The 15,277-nt window shown below is 54.8% G+C and carries 12 protein-coding genes and 1 pseudogene; 7 read left to right on the top strand and 6 right to left on the bottom strand.

The genetic code is table 11. The annotated features are described in order from the left end of the window. Positions 1-60 precede the first annotated feature (60 nt). The 6 genes from Q3O59_RS15490 (at position 61) to Q3O59_RS15465 (ending at position 9,825) form a co-directional block, all read left to right on the top strand. Positions 61-2,376 carry a putative bifunctional diguanylate cyclase/phosphodiesterase gene (locus Q3O59_RS15490; RefSeq protein ID WP_305946440.1) on the top strand — a complete coding sequence of 772 codons (2,316 nt, stop codon included), beginning with the start codon at positions 61-63 and terminating at the stop codon, positions 2,374-2,376. 61 nt (positions 2,377-2,437) lie between these two features. After that, the gene (locus Q3O59_RS15485; RefSeq protein ID WP_305946439.1) at positions 2,438-3,502 is read left to right on the top strand and encodes a DUF3083 family protein; all 1,065 of its coding nucleotides are present in this window, start codon (positions 2,438-2,440) and stop codon (positions 3,500-3,502) included. A gap of 68 nt (positions 3,503-3,570) precedes the next feature. Further along, complete coding sequence (locus tag Q3O59_RS15480) at positions 3,571-4,203, top strand: YigZ family protein (protein ID WP_305946438.1); 633 nt, start codon at positions 3,571-3,573, stop codon at positions 4,201-4,203. A gap of 101 nt (positions 4,204-4,304) precedes the next feature. Further along, positions 4,305-7,970, top strand: coding sequence for an ATP-binding protein (locus Q3O59_RS15475; protein WP_305946437.1), 3,666 nt, complete (start codon positions 4,305-4,307; stop codon positions 7,968-7,970). Further along, positions 7,970-8,590: a condensin complex protein MksE gene (locus Q3O59_RS15470; RefSeq protein WP_305946436.1), complete on the top strand. Its 621-nt coding sequence runs from the start codon at positions 7,970-7,972 to the stop codon at positions 8,588-8,590. Before Q3O59_RS15475 ends, Q3O59_RS15470 begins: the two co-directional genes overlap by 1 nt. Further along, the gene (locus tag Q3O59_RS15465) at positions 8,590-9,825 is read left to right on the top strand and encodes a hypothetical protein (RefSeq protein WP_305946435.1); all 1,236 of its coding nucleotides are present in this window, start codon (positions 8,590-8,592) and stop codon (positions 9,823-9,825) included. Before Q3O59_RS15470 ends, Q3O59_RS15465 begins: the two co-directional genes overlap by 1 nt. A 77-nt stretch (positions 9,826-9,902) precedes the next feature. On the opposite strand, the gene Q3O59_RS15460 is transcribed toward Q3O59_RS15465, so the two are convergent. From Q3O59_RS15460 to Q3O59_RS15440, 5 genes and pseudogenes are all read right to left on the bottom strand, one after another. Next, complete coding sequence (locus Q3O59_RS15460; protein ID WP_305946434.1) at positions 9,903-10,355, bottom strand: hypothetical protein; 453 nt, start codon at positions 10,353-10,355, stop codon at positions 9,903-9,905. A 739-nt stretch (positions 10,356-11,094) separates the two neighbouring features. Beyond that, entirely contained in the window at positions 11,095-11,622 is a 528-nt protein-coding gene (locus Q3O59_RS15455) for a histidine phosphatase family protein (protein ID WP_305946468.1), read from the bottom strand. A 74-nt stretch (positions 11,623-11,696) separates the two neighbouring features. Further along, a complete protein-coding gene (locus Q3O59_RS15450) occupies positions 11,697-12,029 on the bottom strand; it encodes a nuclear transport factor 2 family protein (RefSeq protein ID WP_305946467.1) in 333 nt (110 codons plus the stop codon). 12 nt (positions 12,030-12,041) lie between these two features. Next, positions 12,042-12,497: pseudogene (locus Q3O59_RS15445) on the bottom strand (GNAT family N-acetyltransferase); the annotation flags it as partial. After that, positions 12,497-14,107 (bottom strand): SulP family inorganic anion transporter, encoded by a 1,611-nt coding sequence (locus Q3O59_RS15440; protein ID WP_305946433.1) that lies wholly within the window; start codon positions 14,105-14,107, stop codon positions 12,497-12,499. The gene Q3O59_RS15440 and the pseudogene Q3O59_RS15445, both read right to left, overlap by 1 nt. A 183-nt stretch (positions 14,108-14,290) precedes the next feature. Between Q3O59_RS15440 and Q3O59_RS15435 the strand changes: the two genes are divergently transcribed. Further along, positions 14,291-14,737 (top strand): methyltransferase family protein, encoded by a 447-nt coding sequence (locus Q3O59_RS15435; protein ID WP_305946432.1) that lies wholly within the window; start codon positions 14,291-14,293, stop codon positions 14,735-14,737. 16 nt (positions 14,738-14,753) lie between these two features. On the opposite strand, the gene Q3O59_RS15430 is transcribed toward Q3O59_RS15435, so the two are convergent. Continuing rightward, positions 14,754-15,272, bottom strand: coding sequence for a DUF1569 domain-containing protein (locus Q3O59_RS15430; RefSeq protein ID WP_305946431.1), 519 nt, complete (start codon positions 15,270-15,272; stop codon positions 14,754-14,756). Positions 15,273-15,277 lie beyond the last annotated feature (5 nt).

Below are 15,277 nucleotides of genomic sequence, written 5' to 3'. Positions count from 1 at the left end.
CAGGCAGAACCAGAAATATCGGTATACACTGACACCTTATCCGCTTGACGGGGGAGTGCGTTGGCTAAATTACGACAAAACATCTGGTTTCTGTTCGCCCTGCTCTTTGCCGGCAGTTGCGTGCTGTTGATTTTCTTCCTGCATCAGCGCTGGCAATTGGTGGTGCAGGAACACAGTCAGCAACAACAAACTCAAGTGCAGCAGCTAACGTCCTCAGTGCAATCGCTGCTTTCAGTGCAACAAGTGCTGGCCGATTTATACCACGATCAGTTGGTCCAATTGGTGCAGTCCGAGCAACTGGATGTCGAGCAAGGCACCCGGCTGCTTGACCACCTGATGCACAATAATCGCTATGCCACCGCTTATGCTGTAGCACGCCCTGACGGTGATTTGCTGATGGTGAGCTCCAACCGAAGCATTGAGCAGCTGGGTAACCTGCGCCGTTACGCCCGGGATCATGGTGAGTTCGAGCAGGCTCTGGCTTCAGAAAAGCTGGTGCTTGGCCGGACTTATTACATTGAACCTTTAGATGCATGGACTTTTCCTGTCCGAAAATCGCTGCGCTCCTCCGATGGCAAAGCTGTCGCCGTGATGGCACTCGGCGTTTCTTTAAAGTCGGAGCTAAGTGACTTTGTCACTCCATTGCTCTTACCGAAAAGGAACAATGTCGCTTTGCTTCGACAGCAAGATGGCTATTATCAGTTCTTTGCCGGCGAAGCACCCAATACAGCAGAGCGTTATCAGACACCGATCGCACTGAGTGTACTGCAACAATTGCAAGCCAGATTAGCCAAAAATTCAGGCGCCAACCTACAACAGCTCAGGCTATCGGAAGAAACTTACAGTGCATGGCTAACATTGCCTGAAGGCCGGATCCAGGCAGTGATCCGCTATTTACCCGATTATCAGTTGTGGGCTGTTTCTAAATTGCACAGCAAAGTCATGCAGGAAGCCTTTTGGCACAGTGCATGGCGTTATTTGTTGGTATTTTTTCTAAGCCAACTTTTGTTGTTTTTTCTGGTACGCACCATTGCGCAGGCCGACCGCTCACGTCGGGCTGAGTTGTTGTTTGAAGCCACCCACGACCAGCTTACCGGACTGCCGAACCGCAATTACCTTCGTCAATACAAGGAGCAGTTACTGGATTCTTCGACTGACGGTTGCTACTTACTATTTCTGGATTTAGACAACTTTAAAACCATCAATGACTCTTTTGGCCACGAGCTGGGAGATGCAGTTCTTAGAGAGGTGACCCGCAGAATTAAAGCTCAGGTAGGTAACTCTGGCGCTATTGTTCGCCACGGTGGCGATGAGTTTCTCATTTTCCAACCAGCCGCAACCGAACAGGCGACCGCACAGCTGGCAAACCAGTTGATTGAGCAATTATCCAGCCCCTATCAAATAGACAAATTACGCTTTGTGCTGGGTGCCAGTATTGGCATGGCTCATTACCCTAACGACGCCAACCAACTGAATGAACTGATCCGGGCAGCAGATGTTGCCATGTACGAAGCAAAAAAAACCAAAAACAATATTTACTTATACAACAAACCACTGGATGCACTCTACCAGCGCCGCTTTGCCATCGAGCAGCGGCTTAGGGCTGCAATGGAGCAAAAACACCTGTTTATGGTGTACCAACCTCAAATCGACAATGAAGGCCAGCTCTATGGCGTTGAAGCCTTGGTGCGCTGGCAGGATCCGATTGATGGCTTTATCCCTCCGGATCAGTTTGTATCGGTTGCTGAAGAAAGCGGCCAGATGCCCCAGCTCGGCCAGTTCATCATGCAGCAGGCGTTTGCAGACATCAGCACCATTCAGCACCAGTTTGGGCAGCGCTTCCAACTGTCCCTGAATATTTCAGTGCGCCAACTACTGCACAGTGACTTCCTGACCCTACTGCGCAGCAAAATACAGCAATACGAACTGCTTGCTGAGCAGCTTACCCTGGAGCTGACTGAGAGCATTCTGATTGAAGACCATAACCACGTGTGCCAGCTGCTTGGCAACATTAAGCAACTTGGTTGCAAAGTCTCCATGGACGATTTTGGTACCGGTTATTCCTCGTTAAGCATGCTGCGAACTCTACCGGTGGATGAGCTCAAGATTGATAAAAGCTTTATCGACTGTATTCGTGATGATGAAGCCTGTCGCAATATGACAGCCAGCATCATTGCCATCGGGCAACGCATGAAGTTACTGACCATTGCCGAGGGTGTCGAGCACGACTATGAACGCGAGCTGCTGCTGCAGATGGGCTGCCAGCTCTACCAAGGCTATTACTTTGCCAAACCCATGCCGGCAGCTCAACTGCTGGATTATCTGCAAAGTCATACACAACAACCAGCTGGCACAAAACTTAATCCAGAACAATAAAACCATCATCGGCATGCTTTAGACTGATGGACATTATCAAGAAGCATCCAAGGAGTCTTAGATGGCATCGCACAACCCACATCGCGTGTACATCCCAACCAATGCCCATTCCAACCAGTACCTGTTGGCCGAAATCAAACTGGACGATGGCTTTTACCGCCACTATGCCAGCACGGACGACTGCTATCAGGGGCTGGCGCAGCAGCTGTTTCAGCTGGCCGATGCATTGGAGCTGCGCAATGTGCATTTAATTGCGAATGACAAACTGCCCGTGGTGCGTTTTCATACCGAGTCCTACACCTTTCAAACTGAGAAGCAAATCCTGTTCTTCTACAACCCCAGATACCACGAAGGCCAGAATCTGTTTGTCACCCCGGATTACCAGGCAAGAAAGATTCGCTTGCTGTTTTTAGCCACCGGCGAAGAGCTGCGCAGCCAAGCCGCCAGCTTCCATAGCAAAGTGGTGCAGCTGCTAAAGCAGCTAAAAGAGCAGCTGGCCGAGCCCTGCGCCATTAAGCTGCGCGATCACCAGCATCTGTCGTACGACCTCTTTGCCAAAAGCAAAGGCCACAAAGAAAGCTACGGCTACAAGCTGCGTGGTCTGTACCCGCGCTATCAGGCACGGCATTGCGAGCTGCCAGCAGAGCACAGTGAAATCACCTATGTCACCGTCACGCTACCGCTCAGCCGGGCGCTGAAACAACAACTGCTGCACGAGCGCAGTGAGGACTTCAGCCCGCTCTACCAAAATTTGCAGGATAAATTCCAGCAAGCCTGTGCCGGCAAAAAACTGGACCGCCTCGCTATGGTGGCCAATGGGCTCACCCCGCTGGTGCGCAACAGCAAATGGGATCAGCACGATAAAAACCGTGAGCTGCAAAAGATCAGCTTTAACCCGGATTGCACCGAGCCGCAGTACCTGACCTTCTGGCAAGCCGATAATCTGGTAGAAAGCGCGCATTTTGTGCTGGTAGCAAGCAAGGAAGACAACACCGAAATGGGCTATGGCCGCTTTATGAATCAGGTGGAAGACGCACTGCGCAGCTTCGCCAAAGGCATCGGCTTTGATGGCAACCACCAAAACCTGACGGTGCGTTTTTTCCAGCACATCAGTTACGTACTATAAAAAAAGCGTGACAGCATCAACAAGAGGGCACAGACGATGGCCCTCTTTTTCGTTATACTAGCGCCACCATGAATACAGCTACCAACAATGCGCAGACTTACACCATCCTAGCCACTCCGGTTGAACACCGCCTGTTAGAAAAAAACAGCGACTTTCTGACCTTCTTGCAGCCGGTAGAAAACCGCGATGAAGCCATGCACTGGGTACAGCACTACCGCGAGCGCTACCCGGATGCCAGCCATGTCTGCTGGGCTTATAGTATTGGCAACACCCGCCAGCCCGAGGCGCAGGCCTGCAGCGACGATGGCGAGCCCAGCGGTACGGCTGGCCGGCCAATGCTGCATGTACTGACCGAGCGCGAGCTGGGCAACTGTCTGGCGGTGGTGGTGCGTTATTTTGGCGGCATCAAGCTTGGCGCCGGCGGCCTGGTACGGGCCTATTCGGCCGCGGTGTCGCAAGCGGCCAATCTGGCAGAGCTTGGCACCGTCAGCCCACAAACCGAACTTCGTATTCAGCTTGGTTTTGCCGATGAAAGCAAAGTACGGCAGCTGCTAAGCCAGCATCAGGGCGAGCTATTAAGCAGCGATTACAGCCATCTGGTCACCCTTACCATCCGCCTACCACAAAGCGCTGAAGCCGTCTTTTGCCAGCAGCTGAGCAATCTGACTGCAGGCAGCGCCGTCATTGACAGCAACCGCTGATTTCCTCTTTGGCATTTCCCGCTATTCCATGGATAATAGCCGTTATAACACGACAAAAATGACACCATAGCAGCCGAATCGGACTGCAGACAGGATGCGCTATGTCTCAATTACTTCGTATTGTGCTGATCCACACCCACCTGCCTGGCGTGGTGGAGTTGCAGCTGGATCAGCACACCAATATTTGCGGTACCAATGCCTCGGGCAAAACCACCCTGCAACGCTTGGTACCGGTATTTTATGGCGAGCAGCCAAACCGGGTGGTGCCCAAAACCCGCAAAAAATTTGATGAATTCTACCTGCCTTTCAGCAACAGCTACCTGGTGTACGAGTACCAGCGCGAAAACGGTGCCGTCTGTCAGGCCGTGTTGACTAAAAAAAGCGATGGCGGGGTTGAGTACCGCTTTATTGGCGCGCCTTATCAAAGCGATTTTTATTTGCAGCAAAGCGACGAAGGCGTCAAAGCCCTCAGCTACAGCGATTGGGCCAGCGCCATGCGCGGCCGGCCCGAAGTGCAAGTCTCGGCTAAAATCAGCGCCACCAGCGAATACCGCAGCATTATCCAAAACGATGCCGCGGCGCTGCGTGGCAACAATGCCGACAGCATCAAGCTGCGCCGGCTGGCCGCCAGCTTTAGTCTGGCCGACAGTGGCCACAAGCTGCGCCATATCGAAAAGCTGGTCAGCGCCGTCCACGCCAAAGAAGGCAAAATGGATACGCTCAAAGCCATGCTGGCAGCGATTTTTGAAGAGGACGGCGTTACCCTGCCCACCACCAAACAAAAAAGTGCCAAGGTGCGGGACTGGATCCAGCAAATGCGCCAGTCAATGCGCCTTGGCCGGTTGAAACAGGATTTTGAACAACTGCAGCAGCTGGCCGTGCAACTGGATGGTGCCGAGGCACAGCTGGCGGCCTTGCAGCCGTTGCTGGAGCAAGACGAGCAGCAGCTGAAACAGCAGCGTGCCGATGCCGAGCAACAAGTGCAAAGCCTGCGCCAACAACTGCACAGCGCCAAAGAAAGCTACAGCCAACAGCAAATGGAGCTGAGCAGCCAACTGGCGCAGACCGAAGCCAGCCTGCATGAAACCACGGCCCGGCTTGATCGTTTGCAGCAGCAGTTCGACGATTTTGACAGCAAAGACATGCCGAAACTGCAGCGCGATACCGATGCGCTGCCGCTGTGGCGTGAAAGCCTGCAAGAGCTGGCCGAGCAGTACCAGCTGATGGTGGAGCAACACGGCGATCTGGAGCGTCAGCTCGAACAGCGCAAAGCCAAGCTGGCCGAAGCCTTTAACCGCCTGAGCGAGCAGCACCGTGCCAAAGCCAAGCAGTTGCAGCAGCAAAAAGATCAAACCCGCGAGCAGCAGGAGCAAAAGCTCAGCGACCTGGAGCAAGCCTTTCAGGGGCGGTTGCAACAGCAGCAACAACTGTTTGCCGCCCAGCTGACCGAATGCAGCAATGCCATAGCCGTGCTGCAAAGCCAGCTGCAGACCTCGCCACTCAGTGAAGCTGAGCACGACGAGTTGCGCGCCGCCGAACTGCGGCTGGAGCAAGCGCAGCAACAAGCCCAGCAACAAGCCCGTCAGCTGCAGCAACTGCAAAAGCAGTACCAGCACGCCAAACAGCAACGTGAGCAGGCCGATCAGCAGCTGGAGTCCAGCCGCAAAGCCCTGCACAGCGCCGAGCAGCAGCTGCAGCAATTGCACCGCCAGCTCAGCCCGGAGCAAGGCAGTTTGCGCCATTACCTGCGACTGCATTACCACGGCTGGGAGCAACAACTGGGCAAGGTGTTGGATGAAAGCCTGCTGGAGCGCCATGATCTGCAACCGCATCTGCTGGATCTGACCGACAGCCTCTATGGTCTGCAGCTGGATTTAGCCGCCATCGATACGCCGGATTACGCTCAGGATGAAGCCGCCATCCGCCACCGCATTGAAAGTGCCGCCCAGCAGCTGGAGCAGGCCAAAGCGCAAAAAGCAGCTGCGGAAAAAGCGCTTAAAGAGCAGCACGAGCAGACCGAGCTGGTACGAGCCCAACTGGATCAGGCCGAGTGGCAACTGACCCAGTACGAGCAAAACATCGACTACGCCCGCGACGCCCGTAACCGCTTGGAAGCCCAGCAGCGCGAGCTGGTGAAACAGCGCCAGACGCAAGGTCGCAGCGAACTGCACAGCCGCCAGCAACAGCTGGAAAAACTGCAACAGCAGCAGCAACAGGATCTCGCCGCCTTAAAAGACGATCACAACGACCAGAAAATGGAGCTCAAAGCCGACTGGCAGGCCGAGCTGCAGGTGTTCGACGAGCAAATGGACGAGCTGGAGCGTCAACTCGAGCGCAAGCGCGACGACAACAAAAGCCAGTTGCGCGAACTGCAGCAAGCCTTTGCTGAGGAGCTCTCGGCCAAAGGCATTGACCCGCGCCGCCTGACCGACTTAAAGCAAAAACAAGAGCAGTTAAAAACCGACATTCAGGCAGTCAGCGCTCGTCAGAACGAATTAAGCGCCTGGCAAAGCTTTATGCAACTGGACTGGCAACAGCTGCGGCCCCAGCTGCTGGAGCAGGAAACCCAGCTGAAACAGCAGCAGCGCAGCAGCAAGCAAGCGCTGGAGCAGCTGAAAGCCGATCACAGCCAACAGCAAAAAAACCTGGAAGCGCAGAAGCAGCAGCACCAGGAGCAAATGCAGCAAGCCGAGCAGCGACTGGCGCAGTTAAAACCCTGCGTCAGCAAACTGGCCGAATTGCACCTGGCCAGTGTCACGCCGGCCAGCCTGGCCCCCTCGGCCGATGTGGTGGAGCGCCTGGCCCGCGCCGGCGAAGCTCTGGAGCAGCGCAGCAAAGTCGACAGCGCGCTGCAACAGGCATTGGAGCACTTCGAGAGCCTGCTGAGCAAAGATGCCGGCCCGGAATTTTTAGATCGGTTGGAGCACGAAAAACGCAAACTGCCGGATTACGCCGGCAAACGCCAGCAACTGCCGATTTTGCACAACCTGCTGCAAATTCTGCAGGATGCCCAGCAGCAACTGCTGGAAATGGGCGAGAACATCGGCGGCGATTTGAAGAAATTCTTTACCGTCTTTAGCGACATCAACCGCCGCATTGCGCTGCAAAGCCGCCGCTTAAGCGAAGCCGTGGCCGACGATCTGGTACTGGAGGGGATCAGCAAATCCGAAGTGCGGATTTTGTCCACCATCGACGAACTCGGCTTCTGGCAACCGCTGAAACACTTCGCCAAGCTCTACGACGACTGGGGCAACTCTGGTAAGGCACTGCCGTCGGATCAGTATCTGAACGCCCTGGCCGATGTGGTCGAGCTGCTAAGGGCCGACGAGCAGTACAGCATTGAATCCTTGCTGCGGCTGGAGCTGCATTTAAGTGAAGGCGGCTCCGAGCTGGTGATCAAAAATGATCGTCAGTTGCTGGAATCCTCCAGTCACGGCATGGCCTACCTGATCCTGTGCAAATACCTGCTGGCCTTTACCCGGCTGCTGCGGGGCGAGGCCAAGGTACGGATCCACTGGCCGATTGATGAAATCGGCACCCTGGCCTACCACAATGTGGAAAAACTGTTCCAGGCCTGCAGCCAGAACGACATTGTAATTGTTGGCGCCTTCCCGAACCCGGAATCCGATGTGCTGATGCTGTTCCAGCACCGCTATCTGATAGAACCAAGCCAGCAGGATCCCAGTAAGCGCCAGCTGAAACGCATTCAACCTAAAATCAGCCGCCTGGCCGAACGCCTGGCGCAGAAACAGCAGGAGGCGAGCTGATGCTGCAACACGGACCTTTACTGGAGCGGCTGTTGGCCGGCGACTTTATCTGCCAGGTAACGGACGAAGATGCTTTTCGTCACCTAAGCCAGGAGCAAACCCAGCAGGACATCAACCACTACCTGCGACCGCTTAATCGCCGCTTGGTCAGCAACGACGATGGCACGGTGTTTTATTTGGGTTATCAGGAGCTGAACAAAACTGCCCGTGAGCATTTAAGCAGCCAGTTTGCGCTGACGGTGCAATCCTTGCTGCCGCTATTGGAATGGTTGCAACTGGTGCAGGAGACCCTCGGCCGCGACAGCGCCTTAACCGCCGGCGATACCATCAAGCTGCAGGAATTTGTGCTGCGCACCGAAGACAACCAGAGCCTGCGCCAGCGGCTGAATGCACTGGCCAGCGATCGCTTCTTCAACAGTCAAAGCGAGCAGCTCGACAGCCAGGTCAAGCTGATTTTCCGCCGTTTAAAAGAGCACGGCTACCTGCTGCAACCGCACAGCGAGCGCCAGTACTACATTGTCACCGGCAAAATTGACTACCTGCTGGATGTGATCCGCTTTATCCGTGATGAAGAACAGCTGCCGGTCGAAGATACCCCCAGTCAGGAGGCCTTGCTCTGATGGCACCACTGGAACCCGCCTCCAATCTGTTTGCCATTGGCGCCGAGCGTCTGGCCTTGCTGGGCAAGCACCACAAGGCGCTGATGCAAGGGTATCTCGATGGCCATATCGATGAAACCGTCTTTAGCGACAGTGCGCTGAAAAAGCTGATGGCCGCCCGTATTTTATGGCGCCCGGACGAGCAGCAGCCACTGGCACTCAGGCCCTTGGTCAGCGAGCTGATTGCCAGCATGGTGGCCGATGAAAACCGCCGCCAGATCAACGCCGATGTGGCGGAGAAGCTGGAGCAAATCCGCAACCGGGTGCAGGCCTACCGCGATGCGCAGTACAAAGGCGATTACAGCGTGGCCGAGCTGCAACTGCAGCGCCTGACCGAGCATGTGCACGATTTAAGCGGCCAGTTTGAAGAGGCCATCGACAGCCTCTGGCACCGGCTGAACAGCGACTTTGGCTTTGTCAGTAGCTTGGACGATAAAATCCGCGAAAACGAACGAGCGCAAAAGCAATTGCGCCGTTTGCTCGATGGCCTGGATTTGCTCGATTTCAACGAGTTGATTGAGCTGTCTGAGGGCAACAACCATTTGCGCAAATTGCTGGTCAGCCAGCTGCAAAACCAGCTGAGCTCGCACCACAGCAGCTTGCTGGAAGTGCAAAAACGACTGGTGCAACTGCTGGCCAAATTCCGCCAGCAGCAGGCCCGCTCGCTGCTGATCGCCAATATGGCGGCTTTTTTACGCCAGCATCCGAAGTACCAGCCGGCCGATTACCCCAACCGCTCCGAGTTACCGGCCTTGTTCAATCAGGCCACAGCGATTCGGCCACAGGCCGCCATCGCACTGGATAAAGCCAGCGAGCGGGCCGAGCTGGCTGAACTGGTGCGCGCCCTGCCACGGCCTAACCCCATCGTCTTACCCGAACAGCACAGCGCCAGCTTTGCTGAGCTTTTGGCCGATGAAGAAATCGCTGCCCGCCAGCAAGCACTGAAAACCGATGTGGAAAACTTCTACCTGCGAGTGATTGATCAGGGCGGCAAACTAAGCGCGCTGGAGTACCTGGCGCAGCAACAACTGGAGTGGGACAGCGAAATCTGGCTGTATCAGATCATCGCCGAGTTCCAGGCGCTGCCGCTGGAAGAAAAGCGGATGTTCCGCATCTTGCGCGAAGAAGCCCCGGCCAGCGACGTGAATGCGCTGCTGCTTATTCGTGATATTCAGATCACACTCAAGGCCGCCTGATGCAGCCAGCCTTGGGGCTTCAGGCCCTGAGCTGGCTGCGCCAGCAAAAGATGCAGCGGATATTGCTTGAGCCAGTCTTACTGACATAAACGGCAGTCGGGGCTCAATTCCGAACGCCAAACCGGTTCAGTCTGATCAATGTCTTTGACCATCTTCACAAAACGTGTACTTTTAAGGCTTACGTTCTCTATGCTTGTCAGCTCAACAATTTGTACAACGCTGAGCTCTCCACCCGAGTTAAGCACCAACAGAAAGCTGATGGCATCATCCAGCGTCAGATGAAAATACCCATCTTTTTCAATCAGTTGGGACTCTTCAAAACACTTAGCTCGGCCCTGAGTTGCATCGGAAATCAGGGCATAACGATAACAACCGGAACCTTCAGCATAAAAAAAGAACTCCTCCAAATAAGGCACCACAGCATGAGATACGCCACGCCAGCTTCCTGCTAAAGGGTGAGCCGCAGAAGCAACCACCGGCAGCCACAAACCAATTAATAGCCATCCAATCCAGCATGTTTTGTTACTCACTTTGGTTCCTCATCAATTCAACCTGACTCTGGCGACTCAGGATACGACCCTCAGAATGCATATCAAGCAGCCGAAAACCGCGCAAAGAGCCAGTCATGGTCGGCGCAAGCACAAGGCGAACACGGTTGAGGCCAGGGTAAACAACCGAGTTCAATTCAATTTCCCAAAATCCATCGTGCTGAGTAATGTCGTGCTCAGAAAAGACAAATCGCCCCGGAGTCTGATTCCTTTGCATCTGAAGTAAATTGTATATAAGAAGCTCACCTTGCAGTTCCGCTGAAACCCGCATCCTGAGCACTTGATCGAAGCCACTGTTATGGCTAAGGACTCCACGCCAGTCACCTTGTAGTTGCTGAACTGAACTTGATGGATGGTTTGTGGCAGTCTCATTCGTCGTTACGCTACAACCAAACAAGAACAAACTGGCAGCCAACGCAAGGTAGCGTAGAGGAGAAACAAAGCAAGGCATTGATACTGCTTCCATACAGTTGAAAGGACGAAGATAACAAATTGAGCGCAACTATATCATTTCGGAAACCTTGCCAACAGTGCTTTTACGGCTCTGGCGAAGCACTGCCATTGATGATCAAAGAGCTATTTCACCAGGACTATCGCTTTGTCACCTTGAATGAGCTATCTCCTATAAAAAGGTACATTGCCAACTGATAGCAGTGTGCTTGTAATGCGACACAACCTGTCGGCTTACTACCCCGAAAAATTCATTTGAACTTGCATTCTGTCACTCCGGCGGCACCCGTGCCAGCACAGTCACGGGGTCGGTTAGCGGCAAGGCTAACAGTAAGCCTTCGCCGGAAGCGGGGAAAATGCCGGTCAGTGCGGTGATATTGACCTGATGCGTAATCAGCACTGTAGGTGTGCTCAAGGGAGTCTGCGCCAGAAATGCTCTCAATCCGCTGGTTTGTGCCTGCCTGTCACCACGGCCGGCAAAGAATGAATTCAGCAGTGGCAAGGGTTCAACCGCTGAAAGCGCCATCAGCTCACCGGTTTCAAGGCAGCGGCACCATTCACTGCTAAAAATCTGCACATCGGCAGCTGTTTTTTGCTGCAGAAGATCACCCCAGGCCTGGGCCTGCTGACGACCTTGTGCATTCAGATTACGCTGGGTGCTGCAGTCTTGCAGCACAAAACCTGGCGGGTCGCCGGTACCTGGCGCTAACGCATGGCGCATGATTAAAACGGCGTTGCCATCACGCCAGGCTTGCCATGCCAGCTCATCCGCTGGCAGGCTAAATGGCAACAAAAGTATGAGAATCCAGAGTTTCACGCCAAGCCCTCACCGTCACCCTACAGAGGCAATACGCCGCTGAGGGCCAACAGGATTTAGCGTGAGGGATAAAACCAGCAGGTTTTTATCCGGCCAGCGTCAACTTCGTATACCACCGCCACTTCGGATGGCGTGTCGCTTAGGCTATAGACCCGCTCGTGATCAATCACCTTATTGCCGACCACCATCCGACTGAGCACTTCGGCGCGTAGCGCTGGTAAGGTAAAACGCTCGGTGGCATAGAACTGCCGCAGTGCGTCTAGGCCCTGCAGTGCAGGGGCGCTTGCCGGCATGCGGTAAATGGCAATATCCGGGTGATAACAGCGGCAAAAAGCCGCTAAGTCTTTGGCATTGTAGGCATCGAGCTGGCGCTGTACCGGCTCGGACATATCTGCAGCTGCCTGCAGGTTTTTGTGCATAAAGCAGCTGTTTTCATCGTCCGGGTAATCGGCAAAAGGACCGCAAAACACAAAGCCTGCGCTTTGGTACAAGCTACGAGCGGGTTGGAAAAAATCCATCGAACCGGTTTCCAGATAGAGCTCGGTGATGCCACTGGCCGCAGCTTCGGTCAGCACATGTTGCAGCAAAGCCCGGCCAATGCCCTTGCCACGCATCTTTGGATCGGTGCGCATCGACTTTATCTCGCCCATGCTGGCACTGTGCTGCTTTAGTGCGACACAACCCAGCAATGCTTCGTTTTCCCAGGCGGTCCAAAAGCGGATAGCCGGTGCTTTTAATTTGCTTAAATCCAGCGCATGCACACTCTCGGGCGGCGAGGTGGCGTACATATCGGCCAGATGGCCCTGCAGCAGCTCGATGACGGCGGTGGATTCGAGCGGATCCAGCTGAATGGTGATCATGGCTTGCTTATCCTTTCATCGGACGTACAGCACCCGTCCAGCACCTGCTCCACCGACATACACAGCGTTTGTTCGGTAAAAACAGCACTTTGCAGTGCCAGCAAGCGCTGGCGCAGGGCGTCGTCGTCCAGCAGCAACCTGGGCCGCAATTTTTTGTGCTGAAGTTTTTGCAACATGTCTTCAATGGCAAACACCGCCGTTAGGTCCATGTAATCGACCCCGCGGCAATCCAGCACAATATCGTGGGTATCCAGTACCTGGTCGACCTTGTCCATCCGATCCAGCATCTCGGCCATGGAGCCAAAAAACAGCGGGCCGCTCAAGCGTACCAGTCGTACCCCAGGGTGCTCTGGATCATTCGGCACATCCAGCAGTTCGTCGTCTTCCAGATGAATGTGTGCCGTTTTGGCCATGCGCCAGGTCACCAGGCCCATCGCCAGCACCACACCCACGCCGACGGCAATCACCAGATCCACTAACACCGTCAGCGCAAAGACGCTGAGCATAATGATCACTTCGGGTTTAGGCGTGCCGGAAATGCGTTTTAGTAAGCGGTAATCGAGGATATCCAGCCCCACTTTCACCAAAATACCAGCCAGCACCGCCAGCGGAATTTGCGCCGCCAAAGGGCCCAGCCCCAGTAGTAAGGCCAGCAGGAAAAGCGCATGCACCATGCCACTTAACCGGGTGCGGCCACCGGCGTTGACATTGACCACAGTCCGCATGGTAGCGCCAGCGCCCGGCAAGCCACCAATAAAGGAGCACAGCACATTGCCAAGGCCCTGACCGATCAGCTCTTTGTTTGGTTTATGCCGGGTACGGGTGATGGAATCCGCCACCAGCGAGGTGAGCAGGCTGTCGATGGTGCCCAGCAGCGCCAGGGTCAGCCCCAAGGTGAAAATCAGGCTCCACTGCACCAGACTAAAATGCGGCAGATGCAGCTCCGGCAAACCGGTTGGGATATCGCCAATCACCGGCACCTGCCACTCCAGCAGCACCGCAGCCAGGGTACACAAACAAAGCGCCAGTAAGGGCGACGGCAGGTAACGGCTGATGCGCATCGGGGTAAACCAGACAATGGCGAAGGTCATCAGTCCAAGTGCTAAAGCGTGCAGATTGAGCTCTGCCAGCGTATCCGGTAATTTTGCCAACGCCTGCAGCGGCGACGGCGATGGCGCTGCCCCCATTAACGGCGCCAGCTGCAGCAAAATAATGATGACCCCGATACCGCTCATAAAGCCGGAAATAACCGGATAGGGGATGTAGCGTACCAGGCCGCCGACTTTGAGCAAGCCCAGCGCAATTTGCAGCACCCCACCTACCAGCACCACCGCCAGCGCCATTTCAAAACTGCCGCCTAAAGCCGCAATGGCCGAGGCAAACACCACCGTCATTGGGCCGGTGGGGCCGGAAATCTGCACCCGGGTGCCACCAAAAAGCGCAGCCACTAAGCCCAGCGCAATGGCCCCATACAAACCAGCGGCAGCCCCTGCCCCGGAAGCAACCCCAAACGCCAGTGCCAGAGGCAAAGCGACAATGCCCGCGGTTAAGCCACCAAAGAGATCGCCGCGCAAAGTTGCTGCGGAATAGGAAGAGTGAGTTGCCATGAGCCCGTCTTTTATCGTTGTTATCTGGATAGTTTGCCGATATTTGCAGCAAATTCATGCTGAAGTGTCGCTAAGTTACCGGTTAAAGACGGTTAAAACAAGGCGGATCAGTTGCTTTACTGCTTGACCGGAGCAGGTTCAGACTTGCTATGCTTGCAAAAAACCTGTTGTGGAGCCTGTGCTATGGAAAAGAAAATCCCGCCCTTACTGTTGTTTGTGGTCTTTGCCGGGCTGATTTGGCTAACAGCCAGTTGGCCAGCGCCCTGGCCGCTGTGGTTCAGTCAACTGTTGGCGATACTGTTGCTGCTGGATGGCAGCATCTTTTGTGGCTGGGCTTTTTGGCAATTCCGCCGGGCCAACACCACAGTTGACCCACGCTACCCGGAGCGCAGCAGTCAGCTGGTCACCCATGGACTCTATCAGTTTAGCCGTAACCCGATGTATCTGGGGTTTCTGTTGTTGCTGCTGGCTCTATCCTTTTGGTCGCACAGCCTGAGCAGCTTTTTATGGCTGCCGCTCTTTGTGTTCTGGTTGCAGTATTGGCAAATAATGCCAGAGGAACGGGCGCTGGCCGAGCGTTTTGGCGACAGTTGGCAGCACTACTGCCAGCAAACCCGGCGCTGGCTGTAGCCGAAAAAGCCGATGCTTACACCAGCGTTATCTCCTGCAGATGATCCTGCAGATGCAGCCAATGGGCATTGTAGTATTGCGCTTTGCTTAAACGGCCATACGCAAAATGCGGTGCCAGCGGCCCTTGCCAACGTATAAACTGCTCCAACTCTGAAATGAGCTCGGCATGAGCAACATCCACAGGCACAGTGGCGCGCAATTTGGGGGCTCCGGGTAAAGGCTCATTCAACGAATGCCGCATATTGCCGGCGGTGCTAAAAGCCGCTAATGCCATACCACCGACCGTCAACTGAAACAGTCGGGAGTGCTGCTCTGGATAGCCAATACGCGAATAGCGCACGCTTTGGGCGCAATGCTGAAAAATCTCACTGACTCCCCAGTCGCCCGTAGCCTGCAATTGCGCCAAGGGCAAGCGTTCCAAATAATTGGTTAATGCCTGCAAAGATGGCCGTCGCAGCGTGGCACCAATATGCAGGCCGGTCCACAGCACCACTGGGGTCGCAACAGCAAGTTGTAAAAAAGCCCGGCGTTTCATGGGTT

The organism is Alkalimonas delamerensis, assembly GCF_030717955.1.
Taxonomy (GTDB): domain Bacteria; phylum Pseudomonadota; class Gammaproteobacteria; order Enterobacterales; family Alteromonadaceae; genus Alkalimonas; species Alkalimonas delamerensis.
The sequence above is the reverse complement of the archived record's forward strand: the minus strand, read 5'-3'. Positions and strand labels throughout refer to the sequence as shown.